At 68.1% G+C, this 17,399-nt stretch carries 15 protein-coding genes; 11 read left to right on the top strand and 4 right to left on the bottom strand.

Going from position 1 to position 17,399, the window contains the following annotated elements; genetic code table 11:
• Positions 1-80: 80 nt before the first annotated feature.
• The 8 genes from recA (at position 81) to AC1Q6E_RS08675 (ending at position 7,733) form a co-directional block, all read left to right on the top strand.
• Complete coding sequence (recA, locus tag AC1Q6E_RS08710) at positions 81-1,154, top strand: recombinase RecA (RefSeq protein ID WP_152795939.1); 1,074 nt, start codon at positions 81-83, stop codon at positions 1,152-1,154.
• Positions 1,141-1,617, top strand: a complete 477-nt coding sequence (gene recX, locus AC1Q6E_RS08705) for a recombination regulator RecX (protein WP_296557676.1) — start codon at positions 1,141-1,143, stop codon at positions 1,615-1,617. Before recA ends, recX begins: the two co-directional genes overlap by 14 nt.
• 59 nt (positions 1,618-1,676) lie before the next feature.
• Positions 1,677-1,979 carry a hypothetical protein gene (locus tag AC1Q6E_RS08700; protein WP_152795935.1) on the top strand — a complete coding sequence of 101 codons (303 nt, stop codon included), beginning with the start codon at positions 1,677-1,679 and terminating at the stop codon, positions 1,977-1,979.
• Positions 1,980-2,027: 48 nt separating this feature from the next.
• Positions 2,028-3,653 (top strand): M30 family zinc metallopeptidase, encoded by a 1,626-nt coding sequence (locus AC1Q6E_RS08695; protein WP_152795933.1) that lies wholly within the window; start codon positions 2,028-2,030, stop codon positions 3,651-3,653.
• 313 nt (positions 3,654-3,966) lie between these two features.
• Complete coding sequence (gene sucC / locus AC1Q6E_RS08690; RefSeq protein ID WP_152795931.1) at positions 3,967-5,127, top strand: ADP-forming succinate--CoA ligase subunit beta; 1,161 nt, start codon at positions 3,967-3,969, stop codon at positions 5,125-5,127.
• A 38-nt stretch (positions 5,128-5,165) separates the two neighbouring features.
• Complete coding sequence (gene sucD / locus AC1Q6E_RS08685) at positions 5,166-6,047, top strand: succinate--CoA ligase subunit alpha (RefSeq protein ID WP_152795929.1); 882 nt, start codon at positions 5,166-5,168, stop codon at positions 6,045-6,047.
• 60 nt (positions 6,048-6,107) lie between these two features.
• Positions 6,108-6,812 carry a TerC family protein gene (locus tag AC1Q6E_RS08680; RefSeq protein WP_296557681.1) on the top strand — a complete coding sequence of 235 codons (705 nt, stop codon included), beginning with the start codon at positions 6,108-6,110 and terminating at the stop codon, positions 6,810-6,812.
• 192 nt (positions 6,813-7,004) lie between these two features.
• The gene (locus tag AC1Q6E_RS08675) at positions 7,005-7,733 is read left to right on the top strand and encodes a TerC family protein (protein WP_296557683.1); all 729 of its coding nucleotides are present in this window, start codon (positions 7,005-7,007) and stop codon (positions 7,731-7,733) included.
• Between the two features lie 434 nt (positions 7,734-8,167).
• On the opposite strand, the gene AC1Q6E_RS08670 is transcribed toward AC1Q6E_RS08675, so the two are convergent.
• From AC1Q6E_RS08670 to ppc, 4 genes are all read right to left on the bottom strand, one after another.
• Positions 8,168-9,025, bottom strand: coding sequence for an IclR family transcriptional regulator (locus AC1Q6E_RS08670; RefSeq protein WP_152795925.1), 858 nt, complete (start codon positions 9,023-9,025; stop codon positions 8,168-8,170).
• A gap of 50 nt (positions 9,026-9,075) precedes the next feature.
• Complete coding sequence (locus tag AC1Q6E_RS08665; RefSeq protein ID WP_152795923.1) at positions 9,076-10,041, bottom strand: tripartite tricarboxylate transporter substrate binding protein; 966 nt, start codon at positions 10,039-10,041, stop codon at positions 9,076-9,078.
• A 29-nt stretch (positions 10,042-10,070) separates the two neighbouring features.
• A complete protein-coding gene (locus tag AC1Q6E_RS08660; protein ID WP_492572567.1) occupies positions 10,071-11,219 on the bottom strand; it encodes an FAD-dependent monooxygenase in 1,149 nt (382 codons plus the stop codon).
• A gap of 213 nt (positions 11,220-11,432) precedes the next feature.
• Positions 11,433-14,276, bottom strand: a complete 2,844-nt coding sequence (gene ppc, locus AC1Q6E_RS08655; RefSeq protein ID WP_152795918.1) for a phosphoenolpyruvate carboxylase — start codon at positions 14,274-14,276, stop codon at positions 11,433-11,435.
• A gap of 195 nt (positions 14,277-14,471) precedes the next feature.
• Between ppc and hemC the strand changes: the two genes are divergently transcribed.
• The 3 genes from hemC to AC1Q6E_RS08640 are packed head-to-tail and all read left to right on the top strand — an operon-like array spanning position 14,472 to position 17,398.
• Positions 14,472-15,395, top strand: coding sequence for a hydroxymethylbilane synthase (hemC, locus tag AC1Q6E_RS08650; RefSeq protein ID WP_492572566.1), 924 nt, complete (start codon positions 14,472-14,474; stop codon positions 15,393-15,395).
• A gap of 6 nt (positions 15,396-15,401) precedes the next feature.
• Positions 15,402-16,241 carry a uroporphyrinogen-III synthase gene (locus tag AC1Q6E_RS08645; protein ID WP_152795914.1) on the top strand — a complete coding sequence of 280 codons (840 nt, stop codon included), beginning with the start codon at positions 15,402-15,404 and terminating at the stop codon, positions 16,239-16,241.
• Positions 16,238-17,398, top strand: a complete 1,161-nt coding sequence (locus AC1Q6E_RS08640) for a uroporphyrinogen-III C-methyltransferase (protein ID WP_152795912.1) — start codon at positions 16,238-16,240, stop codon at positions 17,396-17,398. The genes AC1Q6E_RS08645 and AC1Q6E_RS08640 overlap by 4 nt, the downstream gene beginning before the upstream one ends.
• Position 17,399 lies beyond the last annotated feature (1 nt).

The raw sequence follows: 17,399 nt of genomic DNA, 5'->3' as shown, positions 1-17,399 counted from the left end.
TGGCGCTTGCAGTCTCATACTGTTTTTTTATACAGTATCGAGCAGTGCAATAATTCGCCCATCAACCCAAGGATCCCAGAATGGACGACACCAAAGCTTCCAAGGCCGCTGCCGCTGCCCAGAACGAAAAGGCCAAGGCCCTGGCCGCCGCGCTGTCCCAGATCGAAAAGCAGTTCGGCAAGGGCTCGGTCATGCGCTATGGCGACAACGAGGTCGAGCACGACATCCAGGTCGTCTCCACCGGTTCGCTGGGCCTGGACATCGCCCTGGGCGTCGGCGGCCTGCCGCGCGGCCGGGTCGTCGAGATCTACGGTCCGGAATCGTCCGGCAAGACCACGCTCACGCTGCAGGTCATCGCCGAAATGCAGAAAATCGGCGGCGCCTGCGCCTTCATCGACGCCGAACACGCGCTGGACGTGCAATACGCCGCCAAGCTGGGCGTGAACCTGACCGATCTCCTGATCTCGCAGCCCGACACCGGCGAGCAGGCGCTGGAGATCACCGACGCGCTGGTGCGTTCGGGCGCGGTCGACCTGATCGTCATCGACTCGGTCGCGGCGCTGGTGCCCAAGGCCGAAATCGAAGGCGAGATGGGCGACTCCCTGCCCGGCCTGCAGGCCCGCCTGATGAGCCAGGCGCTGCGCAAGCTGACCGCCTCGATCAAGCGCACCAACTGCATGGTCATCTTCATCAACCAGATCCGGATGAAGATCGGCGTCATGTTCGGCAACCCGGAAACCACCACCGGCGGCAACGCGCTGAAGTTCTACGCCTCGGTCCGCCTCGACATCCGCCGCACCGGCTCCATCAAGAAGGGCGACGAGGTCATCGGCAACGAAACCCGCGTCAAGGTGGTCAAGAACAAGGTGTCGCCGCCGTTCAAGAGCGCCGAGTTCGACATCATGTACGGTGCCGGCATCTCGCGCGAAGGCGAGATCCTGGACCTGGGCGTGCAGGCGGGCATCGTCGAGAAGTCCGGGTCCTGGTTCAGCTATAACGGCGAACGCATCGGCCAGGGCAAGGACAATGCCCGCGAGTTCCTGAAAGAGCGCGTTGAAATGGCCATCGAGATCGAAAACCGCGTGCGCGACAACCTGGGGGTTGTTGCCCGGGTCGCCGGCGCTGGCAAAGTGACCGAGCTTGAAGGCGACTGAGGACGGCAAGCCCGCCTCGGGGCCTTCGCTGAAGGCCCGGGCGGTGGGCTACCTGTCCCGGCGCGAACACAGCCGCCTGGAACTGGGCCGCAAGCTTGCCCGTTTCGGGGAAGAGGACGAGGTTCGCGCCGTGCTCGACAGCCTGGAGAAGGAAGGCTGGCTGTCCACCGAGCGCTACGCCCAGAGCGTGGTGCACCGGCTGGCCGCCAAGCAGGGCACCATGCGCATCATGCATGAACTGCGCCAACATGGCGTGGCCGACGCCCAGATCGCCGAGTTGCGGGACACGCTCGACGCCACCGAGCTGGCGCGGGCCCGAGAGGTATGGCGCAAGCGTTTCGGCACGCTGCCCGCCGATGCCGGCCAGCGTGCGAAGCAGGTGCGTTTCCTGATGTCCCGGGGCTTTGGCCAGGCCACCATCAGGCAGGTGCTGCGGGGCGTGGACCTCGACGAGCTGGACTAGGGCCTGTTCACGCTGAATCCCCGTACACTTGCAGCATCCGCTTTCGCCGCGAGGCCGCTATGCGCGCATTGTTGCTGGCCCTGTGCCTGAGTGTGTCCAGCCTGTGGGCCTGCGCCCAGCCCGCCCCCCAGGCGGGCGAAGTGGTCACGCTGGAGGGGCGCCTCGTGCTCAAGGGCAATGAACCCTTCATCGTCGCCGTGCTGGAGTCGGGCGACCGGCAGTGGGACCTGCGGGGCCTGAGCCGGCAGCAGATGCAGGATCTGCAAGCCCGCACCGTCACGGTCACCGGCACGGTGACCCGTTCCGCCGGCGAAGCCGGCGGCGGGATGCCGGCCCAGTTGCAGGTGCAATCCATCCGCTAGCCCACCTGCCATGGTATGTTGCGCGGAAGCTTCTTCGGCGGGGGCAAGATGAATCGCAACACCGTGTTTACCATCCGGGCGCTGGCCGGGATCTCGTTGGCGACACTGCTGGCCTCCTGCGGAGGCGGCGGGGGCGATGCGGTATCCGGGTCGGGCGCGTTGTCCGTGGCGTGCAGCGGCGCGCAATGCGGCGCCTCCGACGCCCAGACCTACCGCGGCAGCGGCGTGGGCATCTGGCGCTACGACAATAGCGGTTCGAACTCGGGCACCTCGGTACCGATCGCCCTCAACGGCGTCGGCGGCCGCACGGTCACCCTGGTCTTCACCAATGTGTCCGACCGCGATGCCGGCATGGCCTCGATCAGCGCATCCGTCGCGGACCGGCCTGCCACCGCGTCGAAAGTGGAAGCCCCTGCCGATCCGGACCACTTGCCGGGCGTCAACCAGATTCCCGCGCACATCCGCGACTACCAGCCGCCGGTCGACCGCGCGTCCCAGCCCCAGTCCTCGGCGCGGCAGGGGCCCGCCGCCGTGGTGCGCGCCGCCGTCGAGGGCGACACGCGGGAATGGCAGGACAGCGGCGGCATGCGGTTCCAGGCCACGCTGGCCCGGCGCTGGGCGGCCTCCGACGGGCGCTGGCTGAACATCTGGGTGCAGGATGGCGAGCGCTCCGGCGCGAAAGTGAGCGAGGCCCTGCTCGACAGCCTGCGGAGCCGGTTCTCGTCGAACCAGGATTCCGTCTATCCCATCGTGACCGACCTCGCGGGCGCGCCCTGGGGCGCCACCGTCGGCAGCGGGTATATCGGTGCCGACCAGGACCTGCACATCGTGCTGTCCAACATCACGCCCGATGGCAAGCCCTGGGGCGTGATCGGCTATTTCTTCAGCGCCAATGCCTTCCTGAAGAGTTACGAGGCGCTCAGCAACGAGGCGGTGGTGTTGTTCCTGGACACCGAGACCATGTACCTGGGCGGCCAGGCCGGCCGGAACACGGGCTATACGACGCTGGCGCACGAGATGACCCATATGGTCAATTTCTACCAGCGCGCCGCGCGCACCGGCGTGAGTCCGGACAACCGCTTCGCGGTCTGGCTGGAGGAGACCACGGCCTTGATGATGGAAGACCTGGCGTCGGGCCGGGTGGTGCCGGGCTTCAACCCGCTGCGGGACGGGGACTACGGCAACTGGCTCCATCAAAGCCAGAACTGCGACTACATCCGGGGCTGGGACGCCAGCGTGTCATCCAGCTGTTTTTCGTATCCCATCGCCGCCAACTACGGGGGCTATCTGCTGAGGCAATACGGCACCGGTTTCTATCGCGACCTGCTGCGGCGCACCTCGTCCACCGATTCGTTCACGCTGCTCGACCAGGCGGTCAAGCAGGCGGGCGGCGCGGGCGCGCGCGCCGCCTTGCGCGACTGGGGCGCGGCGCTTGCCCTGCTGCCCGCGTCGTCGCCGGCCGGGTTCGGCTATCCCCGCCGGACGCAGGACGGCTACGACCTGCCCGCGATCAACGGCCCCGACTACGCTTCGCTGCGCAACCTGCCGTCCAGCTCGCCCTCCACGCTCAAGGCCTCGGGCCATTTTCCCCTGGTGCGCCGGCCGTCGGGCGCGTCGTATTCGGAAACCGTCGCGGTGCCGGCGGGCTCGGCCCTGACCGTCGTGGTCCAGTAGGCCGGGGGCCCCGGGGGGCAGGGGTGCTATACTCTCGCCGTTTTATCGCCTGCCCATTGCCTCCCGGCCACGCCCGGAACCCGCCGGCGCCCCCGATGCAATCGGCACCTTAGCGCATGCCCGTAACCGCCAATCGCCTCGCTATGCGACAGCCCGCGACTTTGCTCGTCCAGAGCACAGGTCCGTGGGCTTTTGTTTGCCCGGCCGCGGCTACGCCTGGGCTATCCCCATCCGTATCCAGGCGCATGACCCGTCATGGCGCTGGTCTTTTCCAACCGAACATTCAACGTCTACCCGACAGCGAAGGCTCCGCATGAAAATCCACGAGTATCAGGGCAAAGAGCTTCTGAAGAAATTTGGCGTCACCGTTCCGCGCGGCATCCCCGTGTTCTCGGTGGACGAGGCCGTCAAGGCCGCTGAACAACTGGGCGGCCCGGTGTGGGTCGTCAAGGCCCAGATCCATGCGGGCGGCCGCGGCAAGGGCGGCGGCGTCAAGCTGGGCCGTTCCATCGAGGAAGTGCGCACGCTGGCCGGCCAGATCCTGGGCATGCAGCTGGTCACGCACCAGACCGGTCCGGAAGGCCAGAAGGTCCGCCGCCTGCTGGTCGAGGAAGGCGCCGACATCAAGAAGGAACTGTATGTCGGCATCGTGACCGACCGCAGCTCGCAGCGCGTCTGCGTGATGGCCTCGAGCGAAGGCGGCATGGAGATCGAAGAGGTCGCCCACGCCACCCCCGAGAAGATCCTGAAGGTGTTCGTCGATCCCGCCAAGGGCCTGACCACCGAAGAGGCCTCGCAACTGGCTCGCGGCATCGGCGTTCCCGAAGGTTCGATCGCCGACGCGGCCGACCAGATCCAGAAGCTGTACACCTGCTACGTCGAAACCGACGCCGACCTGGCCGAGATCAACCCCCTGATCGTGACCGGTTCGGGCAAGATCATCGCCCTGGACGCCAAGTTCAACTTCGATTCGAACGCGCTGTACCGCCACCCCGAGATCGTGGCCTATCGCGACACCGATGAAGAGGATCCCGCCGAAATCGAAGCCAGCCAGTTCGGCCTGGCCTACATCCAGCTCGACGGCAACATCGGCTGCCTGGTGAACGGCGCCGGCCTGGCCATGGCGACCATGGACACCATCAAGCTGTTCGGCGGCGAACCGGCCAACTTCCTGGACGTCGGCGGTGGCGCCACGGCCGAGAAGGTGACCGAAGCCTTCAAGATCATGCTGAAGAACCCCGGCCTGAAGGCCATCCTGGTCAACATTTTCGGCGGCATCATGCGCTGCGACGTCATCGCCGAAGGCGTGATCGCCGCGTGCAAGGCCGTCAGCCTGAGCGTGCCGCTGGTGGTGCGCATGAAGGGCACCAACGAAGAGCTCGGCAAGAAGATGCTGGCCGACTCCGGACTGCCCATCATCAGCGCCGACACGATGGCCGAAGCCGCCACCGCCGTCGTGGCCGCCGCCAAGTAAGCGCACGAGCGCACAGCACAGGATATTAAGGACTCGAGATGTCTATTCTGATCAACAAAGATACCAAGGTCGTCACGCAGGGGATCACCGGCAAGACCGGCCAGTTCCACACCCGCATGTGCCGCGAGTACGCCAATGGCAAGAACTGCTTCGTGGCCGGCGTGAACCCCAAGAAGGCCGGCGAGGACTTCGAAGGCGTGCCCATCTACGCCAACGTCTCCGAAGCCAAGGCCGCCACCGGCGCCAACGTGTCGGTCATCTACGTGCCGCCCGCGGGCGCCGCCGCCGCGATCTGGGAAGCCGTCGAGGCCGACCTGGACCTGGCCATCTGCATCACCGAGGGCATCCCCGTCCGCGACATGCTGGAACTGCGCAACCGCATGCGCGACGAGAACAAGCGCACGCTGCTGCTCGGACCCAACTGCCCCGGCCTGATCACCCCCGACGAAATCAAGATCGGCATCATGCCCGGCCACATCCACCGCAAGGGCCGCATCGGCATCGTCAGCCGCTCGGGCACGCTTACGTACGAAGCCGTGGGCCAGGTCACGGAACTGGGCCTGGGCCAGTCCAGCGCCGTCGGCATCGGTGGCGATCCCATCAACGGCCTGAAGCACATCGACGTGCTGAAGATGTTCAATGACGATCCCGACACCGACGCCGTCATCATGATCGGCGAGATCGGCGGTCCGGACGAAGTGAACGCCGCCCAGTGGGCCAAGGACAACATGAAGAAGCCGGTGGTCGGCTTCATCGCGGGCGTGACGGCTCCGGCCGGCAAGCGCATGGGCCACGCCGGCGCGCTGATTTCCGGCGGCGCCGATACGGCCGAGGCCAAGCTCGAGATCATGGAAGCCTGCGGCATCAAGACGACCAAGAATCCGTCCGAGATGGGCAAACTGCTCAAGTCCGTGCTGTAATAAAAAACTCGACGGGCGCGGCCAGACCGGCTGCGCCCGTCGGCATTTCAGGAGATAGGTGTGGAATTCGGATCAGCGGCCTTCATACTGGCCCTCATACAAATCATCTGGGTGAACATCCTGTTGTCGGGGGACAATGCGGTGGTCATCGCGCTGGCGGCTCGTTCGCTGCCGGCCCATCAACAAAAGAAAGCAATCGTGATCGGCTCTGCGGCCGCCATCGTGATGCGGATCGTCCTGACGCTGGTTGCGGCCCAGTTGCTGCAACTGCCCTGGTTGAAGCTGATCGGCTCGGTGCTGCTGCTGTACATCGGTATTTCGCTGTTGTTGCCGGAAGGTGAAGAGGACGGAGGCAAGCTGGCCAAGGATGGCCTGATGGCCGCCATCCGCACCATCCTGATCGCCGACCTGGTCATGAGCCTGGACAACGTGATCGCCGTGGCGGCCGCCGCCATGGGCAATACCGTGCTCCTGGTCCTGGGCCTGGCCATCAGCATCCCGTTGGTGATCTTCGGCAGCACGCTGCTGCTGAAGGTCATCGAGCGCTTCCCGCTCATCGTCTGGCTGGGCGCCGCCCTGCTGGGTTTCATCGCGGGCGAGCTGTTCGTCAATGATCCGGCGTTGCACACCGAGGCCCTCGAAGCCTCGATGGGCCTCACGCATCATGCCGCGGAAATCGGCGCGGGCGTGCTGGGCGCCATCATCGTGCTGGTGGCGGGCAAGGTGCTGATGTCGCGGCGCCGGTCTGGCGACCAGCCTGCCTGACGGGTTGCAGTCGTAGTGCGTCGGCCTGGCCTCGGGGCGCCAGGCCGGCTTCGTCTTCGCGGTGGGGATGTCCGGGCATGCGGGTGCCTGGAAATGCCCACCGGGCAGGCGCGATGAATTCTAAAAACAAGGAAGAACCGATCTTCCTCACAGGAAGATTCGCTCGTCCGGATCTGGCTTAGGGAGCTACACGTGCTTGAATTTTTACAGACGCTCAGTTGGGCGGCGGTATTGCAGATCATCCTGATCGACATCCTGCTGGGGGGCGACAACGCGGTCGTCATCGCGCTGGCCTGCCGCAATCTGCCGGCCAAGCGGCGAATGCAGGGCATTCTGTGGGGGACGGCGGGCGCCATCGTGCTGCGCGTCGTGCTGATCGCTTTCGCGGTCACGATGCTCCAGATTCCGTTCCTGAAGATCGTGGGCGGCGTGCTGCTGTTCTGGATCGGCATCAAGCTTCTGGTGCCCGAGGATGAGTCGCACGACAATATCGAAGGCGGCGCCACGCTGCTGGGCGCGATCAAGACCATCATCATCGCCGACTTCGTCATGAGCCTGGACAACGTCATCGCCATCGCGGGCGCGGCCCAGCAGGCGGACGAGTCCCATCAGATCGGGCTGGTCGTGTTCGGCCTGCTGGTGAGCGTGCCCATCATCATCTGGGGCAGCACGCTGGTCCTGAAGCTGATCGATCGCTTCCCCGTCGTGGTGACGCTGGGCGGTGCGCTGCTGGGGTGGATTGCCGGCGGCATGCTGGCGACCGACGTCGCGGTCCAGTCCCATGTGATCCAGCCGAGTTCGCTGGCCGCCTACAACACGCAGATCACCTATGCCGCGGAAATCCTCGGCGCGCTGATCGTCGTCGGGGTGGGGATGTGGCTGGCCCGCCGCAAGAAGGTGGGGCAGCCCGGCCACGCCTGATCGGAACGCGGGGCCGCGAGGCCCTGGCGCGGCACGCCCTGCCTCGGCAGGGCGTTGTCGTTTGCGGCCGGTCATTCGCGGAAAAGGGCTGCTTGCCCGGCGAGCCGTGGCGTTCCAGGCAGGCGGGCCTGGCGGGCGCGGGCATGACGCGGGAAGGCCGGGCCCTTCCCGGCCAGGTCAGCGCCAGCCGCCGTGATCGCCGGCCATGGGTGCATCCCGCGCCTGAAACAGGCTAACCTATTGCCCCGCCGGGTTCCGGATCTCCCGCGCATCGGGACAGAGCCCGATAACCCGGTATTTTTTTATTGCCGCGCTCGCGCGGCGGTGTCAGAGGATGGAATGAAGAGCTTGCAGAAAGGGTTGACGCTGATGCAGATGCTGGTGGTGATCGGCGCGGTCGGCGTGGCGATCGCGGTCGTGGTTTCCTACCTGCGCTAGGTACTGGCAACGGGCTGCGGCTCGCGGTGGCCCAACGCCAGCGACAGCTCCCGCGCGGCCCGCACGACGGCGGGGATCACCGTCCCGGCAACGACCTCGTCGGTGAAGGTGTAGATCATCGAGGTTGCGTTCAGTCCCGCCACGACTTCTCCTCGGGCGTTCAGGACCGGCGCGGCGATCGAACGCACGCCCCGGTGGAATTCCTCGTCGTTGTAGACGTAGCCGCGTTCGCGCGCGGTATCCAGCAGCGCGCGGAAGGCGGCGGGGTTTACCGTCGATTTTTCGGTCAGGGCGGGAATGGGCGCGCCGTCCAGGATGCGGTCGATGTCCGCCTGGGGCTTGTAGGCCAGCAGGATCCGTCCGATCGAGGACGAGTGCGGCGGCATGCGGGACCCGACATGGATGTCGATCGAGGTCGGCAGCGGAATGCGGGCCTGTGCCACGTAGACCAGCTCGTCGCGGTCCAGGATGGCCATGTGCACCGAGGCGCCGACCTCGGTGCGCAGCCGGTTCATGATGGGCTGCGCCAGTTCGACCAGGGGAAGACGGTTCAGGTAGGCGAAACCGAGCTTCATCGCATGCGCGGTGAGCCGGTAGCGCCGGCCGACCTCCTCGCGTTCGAGGAAACCCAGCTTCTCCAGCGTATGGACGAAGCGATGGGGCTTGCTGCGGCTCCAGCCCAGGCGCTGCGCGAGTTCGGTCAGAGTGAGCGAGGGCTGTTCGCAATCGAAGGCTTCGAGCACGGACAGGCCCTGGGCCAGCGCGTCGACCCAGTAGGGATCCTTGCGGGGAGTGGAAGCGTTGTCGGGCGGATCGTCGCCGTCGTCGATAGCCGGCAGCAGGGGTTCGGTCATAGGGGGCAGATAGGACGGGGCGCAAGGCGAACGCCCCGCGCCCGGTCATTTTATAGTCTACGCAGCCCTATCCGGTCGATCAGCAGTTTTTCCTTTTGCATGGTGTCCGCCGCGAAGCGGGTGAACTGTTCGCTGCTCAGGTAGGCGGGCTCCAGGTCGTACTGCTTGAGCGCGGCGCGGTAGTTGTCCATGTCCATGGACTGCTTGAAGGCGTCGTGCAGGATGCGGACCACGCCTGGGTCGGTGTCGCGGGGCGCGGCCAGCCCGAAGGGGGCGTTCTGCACGATGTCGTAGCCCAGTTCCCTGAGCGTGGGCGCCGACGAGAAGCGGGCGCTGCGCGCTTCGCCGCCGGTGGCGAGCAGGCGCAATTGCCCGGACTCGACGTATTGGGCCCAGCTCGGACCGTCGGCGAGCGACATGATGTGGCCGCCCAGCAGCGCGGCCAGCGCCTCGGCGCCGCCCTTGTAGGGTACGTGGTTGAACTTCACGCGGGCCTGGAAGGCCAGGTCTTCCATGGTCAGGTGGGGAGAGGACAGGGTGCCCGGCGTGCCGTAGGTCATCGTGCCCGGATTGGCCTTGGCGTAGGCGATGTAGTCCGCCACCGTCCTGATGGGCGAGGAAGCCGGCACCACGAGGCCGAAGGGGTAGGCCGCCAGGCCGATGATGTATTTCAGGTCCTTGAGCGGATCCCAGGCGGTCTTGACCAGATAGGGCGTGCGGAACACCGATACCGCGATCTGCGCGATGGTGTAGCCGTCGGGCGCGGTGGCCTGCATCATCTGGGCGGGAATCACCATTCCCGCGCCAGGCTTGTTCTCGACCACGACGGGTTGCTTCAGGATGGCGGCCGCATTTTGCGCCAGGACGCGGAACGCGACGTCGGTGGCGCCGCCGGGCGCGAAGCCGACCAGCATGCGGATGGGCCGCGAGGGGAAACCGGGTTGGGCGCGCGTGGCCGGGGCCGCGCCGGCCCCCGCCGCCGCGATCATGGTGCCGAGGAAATGTCGTCTGTGCATGGCAAGGACTCCGCTAGGAAGGGAAGGGTTCAGTGCGCCCGCTCGGGCAGCGGTTCGGTCCAGGCGTCGTAGCCATAGACCCAGTCGGCGTTCGTGTCCGAGCGCAGCCAGTCGTTCTGCAGCGAGCCGCGCTGGATGCGGCTGGCGCGTTCCAGCCGGGCCTGTTCGTAGCGCAGCAGGGCGGCGGGCACGTCGTCCTTGGCCTGGCCCAGGCAGCGGCTCAGGACCGCGGCGTCCTCCAGGCCCATGGCGGCGCCCTGGGCCATGAAGGGCAGCATCGCGTGGCAGGCGTCGCCCAGCAGGGTGACCCGGCCATGGGTCCAGCGCGCCATGGGGTCGCGCGCGTAGAGCGCGGTCTTGAGGACGACGTCGCAGCCTTCCAGGATGGCGAGCGCTTCCTCGTGGAAGCCGGCGTACGCGCGCAGCAGTTCGTCCTTGTGGCCCTGGATCGACCAGGATTCGTGCGTCCATTCGGTTTCGGGCACGGTGGCGAACACGAACAGTTCGCGCTGGCCGCGGTCGATCAGGAAGGTGAATATCTGGCTGGAAGCATCCGGTCCCCACCACTTGGTCGTGGGGGTCAGGTCGTAGCGGGCCAGCGGTGCGGTGGGGACGATGGACCGGAACGCGACCTTGCCTGTGAAGCGGGGCGCCTCGGGTCCGGCGATGGCTTCGCGCACCACGGAATGGATGCCGTCGCAGCCGACCACGGCGCGCGCGGCCACCCGCGACCCATCGGCCAGCTCCAGCCATGCCTGGCGCCCGTCCTGGCCGACGCTGGCCACCTTGGCGCCCAGGCGGACCGCGCCGGCGGGCAGGGCCGTTTCCAGCGCCGACAGCAGATCGGCGCGGTGGATGGTCAGTTGCGGCGCGCCGTAGCGCCGTTCGCCCTGGGCGTGCAATTCCAGCCGGGAGGTTTCCTGGCCGCTGTCCCATAGCCGGCTGACCCGGCTGGTGGGTTCGTAGGCGGTACCCCGGAGCACCGCGCCCACGCCCAGTCCGTCCAGCACCTTGACCGCATTGGGCGTCAGATTGATGCCGGCGCCCACGCGCCCGAACCGGGGCGCCTGTTCGTAGACCCCCACCGTGAATCCCGCGCGATGCAGGGAGATGGCCGCGGCCATGCCGCCTATGCCCGCTCCGACGATCGCGATGTCGACTTCCGTCATGCTGCTCATCCTGATTTGTTTTGTATGAGAAAACTTTTTTTGAATATAAAACTTAACTGCGCGGGGAAGCAATAGGGGGAAGCCACGAAGGCGAGCGGAGGCGCATGCGCCGGGACGCGGCGCATGGCAGGGGGAAGAGGGCGTGGCGGCCGGCCGGAGGGATCCGGCCGGCCAGGGAGGGAGCAAGGCGGCGGGTCGGCGGCCGGCCCGCTCCGGCCGGGGTCAGCCGGTGTTGCGCAGGCCCGCGGCGATGCCGTTGATGGTCAGGTGGATGCCGTTCTGGGTTCGCCCGGCGGGATCCGCCTTGGTCCGGCCCGCCTTGCCGTGGGTGGCGCGATAGCGGCGGAGCAGTTCGATCTGCACGTGGTTGAGCGGATCGATGTAGGCGATGCGATCGCGGATCGAGCGCGCCAGGGACGGGTCACCGGCCAGCAACTGGCGCTGGCCGGTGATCAGCTTCAGCGCGCTCATGGTGCGCTTCCATTCGTCGCTGATCGCGCCGAAGATGCGCTTGCGCAGCGCGGTGTCAGGCACCAGCTGGGCATAGCGGGAGGCGATCACCAGGTCGGTCTTGGCCAGCACCATTTCCATGTTGGACAGCAGCGTGCGGAAGAACGGCCAGTCGCGCGCCATGGCCCGCAGGTGCTCGACGCGCTCGCGCTTGGTGCCCTCGCCGTGGCGCAGGTAGTCGTCGATGGCCGCGCCCATGCCGTACCAGCCCGGCAGCAGCAGCCGGCATTGGCCCCACGAGAATCCCCAGGGAATGGCGCGCAGGTCCTCGATGCGTCCGGTGGATTTGCGCGAGGCCGGGCGCGATCCGATGTTCAGGCCGGCGATCTCGGAGATCGGCGTCGAGGCGAAGAAGTAGTCGGCGAATCCCGGGGTCTCGTAGACCAGGTTCCGATAGCTGCGCATGGCAATCCCGGACAGGCGGTCCATGGTCTGTCCATAGCTGGCGAACAGCGCGTCCTCGGCCGAGGCGCTTTCGGTGTGGTCGGCCAGGCTGGCTTCCAGCGTGGCCGCGGTCAGCAACTCGAGATGCCAGCGGCCGATGTCGGCGTCCTTGTACTTGCTCTGGATGACCTCGCCCTGTTCGGTCAGGCGGATCTGGCCGGCCACGGTGCCGGGCGGCTGGGCAAGGATGGCGTCGAAGCTCGAACCGCCGCCCCGGCCCACGGTGCCGCCGCGGCCATGGAACAGGCGCAGCCTGACCTTGCGGGCGCGGAAGACCTCGACCAGCGCGCGCTCGGCCTGGTAGAGGGACCAGTTCGACGTCAGGAAGCCGCCGTCCTTGTTGCTGTCGGAGTAGCCCAGCATGACTTCCTGCACGCCGCGCTGGGCGTGGCGCACCCGCGCCTTGACTTCGGGCAGGTCGAGGAACTGCGCCATGATGCCGGGGCCGTTGGCCAGGTCGGGAATGGTCTCGAACAGCGGCACCACCATCAGCCCTTCGCCGTCGGCGGGAACGTGGCCGCTCGTAGAGCCGCCTCCCGGCGCGATCAGGCCGGTCTCTTGTTGCAGGACCAGGACTTCCAGCAGGTCGCTGACGGTTTCCGTATGCGACACGATGGCATGGTGCACGGCCTGCGCGCCGAAGCGCTGGCGGGCGCTGGCGGCCGCCCGGAAGATATCGAGTTCGCGGGTGGTTTCCTCGCTGTAGCGCAGCCAGGGCGAGACCAGCGGGCGCACTTCCTTGAGTTCGCGCCGCAGCAGCGCGATCCGGGCGGTTTCGTCCAGGCTGGCGTAGTCGGGTTCGACTCCGGCGCGCGCGAACAGTTCGGCCACCGTGCGTTCGTGCACGTCGGAACTCTGGCGCAGGTCGATCGTGGCCAGGTGGAAGCCGAACACGTCCACCGCCTGGCGCAGCGCCGACAGGCGCAGCCGGGCGATGGGCGAGGCATGGTGGCCGTTGAGCGAGTCGGCGATCACCGCCAGGTCGGCGGCGAAGGCGGCCGGTTCGGCATAGGGCTGGGCGGGCGGAGCCGCGCGGCGGGCCAGGTCGCGGCCGGTCAGCGCGCGCGCCGACGCCGCCAGGCGGGCGTAGATGCCGACCAGGGCGCGGCGGTAAGGTTCGTCGCGGCGGTGCTCGGAAAGATCGCCGCCTTGCTCGGCCAGCGCGGCCAGCGCATGCGAGGCGGGCGTCAGCAGTTCGCTCAGGGACAGCTCGGCGCCGAGCGCGTGGGTCTCGTCCAGGTAGTACTCGAAGGCCGTGGTGCTCTGGCGCAGCAGCGCCAGGTTCAGCGTCTCGGCGTCGACGTTGGGGTTGCCGTCGCGGTCGCCGCCTATCCAGCTGCCCATGCGAAGGAAGGACTTGAGCGGGGTGGGGTGGGGGCCGAACGGATCGGCCGGCTCGCGGCCGAGCAGGCGCGAAAGATGGCCGTACAGTTGCGGGATGACGGACAGGAAGGTGCTGCGGTAGTAGGACAGCGCGTTCTCGATCTCGTCGGCCACGGTCAGCCGGGAGTTGCGCAGCATGCGCGTCTGCCACAGCGTGGTGATGCGGCCCAGCAGGGCCAGGGTCTGCTCGAAGGATTCGTCGGTGGTGCGCGGGTCGTCGCGTTCCTGCAGCAGGTGGGCGATTTCCTTGTGTACGTCCAGCGTGCTCTTGCGCTGGACCTCGGTGGGGTGGGCCGTCAGGACCGGCGAGATCAGCGTCTCGTCCAGCAACTGGCGCATGCGCGCGTTGCCGATGCCCGCCGCGCGCAGCCGGGACACGGCGTTCTGCAGGCTGCCGCGCGCGGGGGCGTCCTGCTGGAGCAGCGTGGCGCGGCGGCGGCGGTTCTGGTCGCGGTCCTCGGCGATGTTGGCCAGGTGCAGGTAGTAGGTGAAGGCGCGGACCACGGAGTTGGTTTCGTCGGCCGCCAGCAGCTTGAGGCGTTTTTCCAGCGCGCGGCCGTCGGTGGCGTTGCCGTCGCGGCGAAAGCGCACCGCCGTGCGGCGCACGGTCTCGATGGTGTCGAAGACGCCCGCGCCTTCGCTGGCGCGGATCACGTCGCCCAGGAGGCGGCCCAGCAGTCGGATGTCGTTGCGAAGAGGCAGGTCGGGATCTTGAAGCGATGAGGTCATGGAGCGTCGCGCGAGTTGTCGTTGGAGTCGGCTGCTGCAAATGCTTGGAGAGGCGGCCCGGCGGCAAAAGACGCGGTACGGGCGCCGCCAAAGCATGCCATGAAAAATGGCCGCATATCGAATACTTCTATAATCCCGAAGGGGGGCGCCGCGAGAGCGGAAGCCTGGCCGCACCGCAATCGAGATCTCCGTATTTTGAAAAACGATCGTTTGATCATCGCCACCCGCGAAAGCCAGCTGGCGCTCTGGCAGGCCGAGCATGTGCAGGCGCGGCTGCGCGCGCTGTATCCGCAATGCACCGTCGAACTGCTGGGCATGACCACCCGCGGTGACCGCATCCTGGACCGCACGCTGTCCAAGGTCGGCGGCAAGGGCCTGTTCGTCAAGGAACTGGAAACCGCCCTGCAGGACGGCCGGGCCGACCTGGCCGTGCATTCGCTCAAGGACGTGCCGGTGGACCTGGCGCCGGAGTTCGCGCTGTCCACCATCATGGAGCGCGAGGATCCGCGCGACGCCCTGGTGTCGGCGCGCTACGCGGAGCTGGCCGAGATGCCCGCCGGCGCGGTCATCGGCACCTCCAGCCTGCGCCGCGAGTCGCAGATCCGGGCCCGCCATCCTCATCTGCAGGTCAGGCCCCTGCGCGGCAACCTGCAGACCCGGCTGGCCAAGCTCGATCGCGGCGAATACGACGCCATCGTGCTGGCGGCCGCGGGCCTGCGCAGGCTGGGCCTGGGCGACCGCATCCGGACCCTGCTGGCGCCCGAGGACAGCCTGCCGGCAGCCGGGCAGGGCGCCCTGGGCATCGAGATCCGCGCCGACCGCGAAGACCTGCGGGCCGCGCTGGCTCCGCTGGCCCATGCCGCGACTACCGCCGAAGCCCTGGCCGAGCGCGCCGTGTCGCGGCGTCTGGGCGGTTCCTGTCAGGTGCCGCTGGCCGCCTACGCGCAGGCGCAGGGCGAGTCGCTGCGCCTGTGGGCCCTCGTCGCGACGCCCGACGGCGGGCGCATCGTCCGCGCCGGACGCACCGGCGCGGCACGGGACGCCGAGGCCCTGGGCCTGGCCGTGGCCGAAGAGCTTCTTGCGGCCGGCGCGGCGGACATCCTCGCTACGCTGGGCTGAGCCGCGATGCCGGCCCAGCCATCCGCGCCGGCCCCCGGGCGCACCGCCATCCTGACCCGTCCCGCCGGCCAGAACGACGACCTGGCGCAGGCGCTCACGGCGCGCGGATGGCGGACGCTGGACCTGCCGGCGCTGCGGCTGACCCCCGAGGCCGGCCCGGCGCCCGATCCCGCGGATGTCGGCCTCGTCGTCTTTGTCAGCGGCAATGCGGTCCGCATGTTCCTGGACAAATGGCGCGCATCCGCCGGGCCGGACTGGACATGGCCCGCCGCCACCGCCGCCGCGGTCGTCGGACCCGCCAGCGCGCGGGCGCTGCGCGAGCACCCGGCCTTCGGCGACGGGCCGAGGTTGCTGCAGCCCGCGCCCGACAGCCTCCACTTCGATTCCGAGGCGCTGTGGGCCATCCTGTCCGCCGCGCCGCTGCCTGCCAGGGTCCTGATCGTGCGCGGTGGCCGGGGCGAGCAGGGCAGCGGCCGGGACTGGCTGGCCGGCCGCCTGCGCGACGCCGGCGCCAGCGTGACCCTGCACCGCGCCTACCGGCGGGTTCCCGAGGCCTGGACGCCCGCCCTGGCCGGCCGCTTGCGCGAACTGGCCCGCGCAGCTATCCCCACGACCTGGCTGCTGACCAGCGCCGAGGGCGTGGACGCGGTGCGCGGACAACTGGCCGCCCTGGAGTTGCTGGACTGGTGGGCAGATTGTCGTCTCGTTGCAACCCATCCGCGGATCGCCCGGCATCTAATAACGGTGATCGCCGAAGCGTTGCCTGCTCGCGGCGTCCCGCCAATGTTACAAACTTGCGCGCCCCGGGATGAGGACATCCTGGCCGCGATAGAATCGGTGTCATGACTGCATCCGAGAACGCATCTCCAGCATCCGCGCAGGGTCCTGCGCCCAACGATACCCGTTCCGCAACCGAGCGCGCCGGCCGTGCCCCCAAGGGCAGGGCGTCCAGCAGATCCTTTCCCTGGCTGGGGACGGTGCTCGCTTTCGCGCTGATCGTGATCGTGGTGCTGGCCGCCGCGCTGTGGCGCCAGCAGCAGCTCGTCGATGCCATCGGCCGCGAATCGGCGCGCCGGTTCAACGAACTCGATTCCTTCTCCCGCGATGCCCAGGCCCGCGCCCGCCAGGCCCTGTCCATCGCCCAGGGCAACACCGACAAGCTGGCCGTGCTCGAATCCAAGGTGCTGGAGTCGCAAAGCCAGCAGGCCGCGCTGGAGCAGCTCTACCAGGAGTTGTCGCGCGGCGAGGACGAATGGACGCTGATCGAGGTCGAGCAGGCGCTGTCCATCGCGGCCCAGCAACTGCAACTGGCCGGCAACGTGCAGAACTCGATCGCCGCGCTGCAGGTGGCCGATGCCCGCCTGGCGCGCGCCGACCGGCCGCAGTTCACCGCCGTGCGCCGCGCCATCGCGCAGGATCTCGAACGGCTGCGCGGACTGCCGTCGGTGGATGTGTCCGGCCTGGTGGTCAAGATCGACCAGTTGATCGGCCTGCTCGATCGCCTGCCGCTGCTGGCCAGCGTGCAGCCGGCCCATGAAGCCGACGATCAGGTCCCGCCGCCCGTGGTCGACCCGGCGCAGGCCCCGGCCGGCGATGCGCCCTGGTGGAAGCGCGCCATCGCGTGGTGGGGCCCGCTGCGGGACGGTTTCCTGGGCGACATGCGCGATCTGATCCGCATCCGCCGCATCGACAAGCCCGACGCTCTGCTGGTGTCGCCCGAACAAGGCGCCCTGGTGCGCGAGAATCTCAAGCTCAGGCTGCTCAATGCCCGGCTGGCCCTGCTGTCCCGGCAGGAGCATGCCTGGCAGGCCGACCTGGACGCCGTCGTCCAGGCCCTGCCCGCCTACTTCGATGTGAACGCGCCGGCCACGCGCAATGCCCAGGCCCTGCTCCGGCAGATCCGCGAGACCGATATCTCCATCGAGCTGCCGACCCTCAACGACAGCCTGTCGGCGGTGCGGTCGGTGCTGCCGCGCAATGCCGTTTCCGGCGCGCAGAGGTAAG

It is taken from the genome of Pigmentiphaga sp. MLSB6-MA01 (assembly GCF_058793475.1).
Note: the sequence above shows the minus strand (reverse complement) of the source record. Positions and strands in the feature narration are given on the sequence as shown.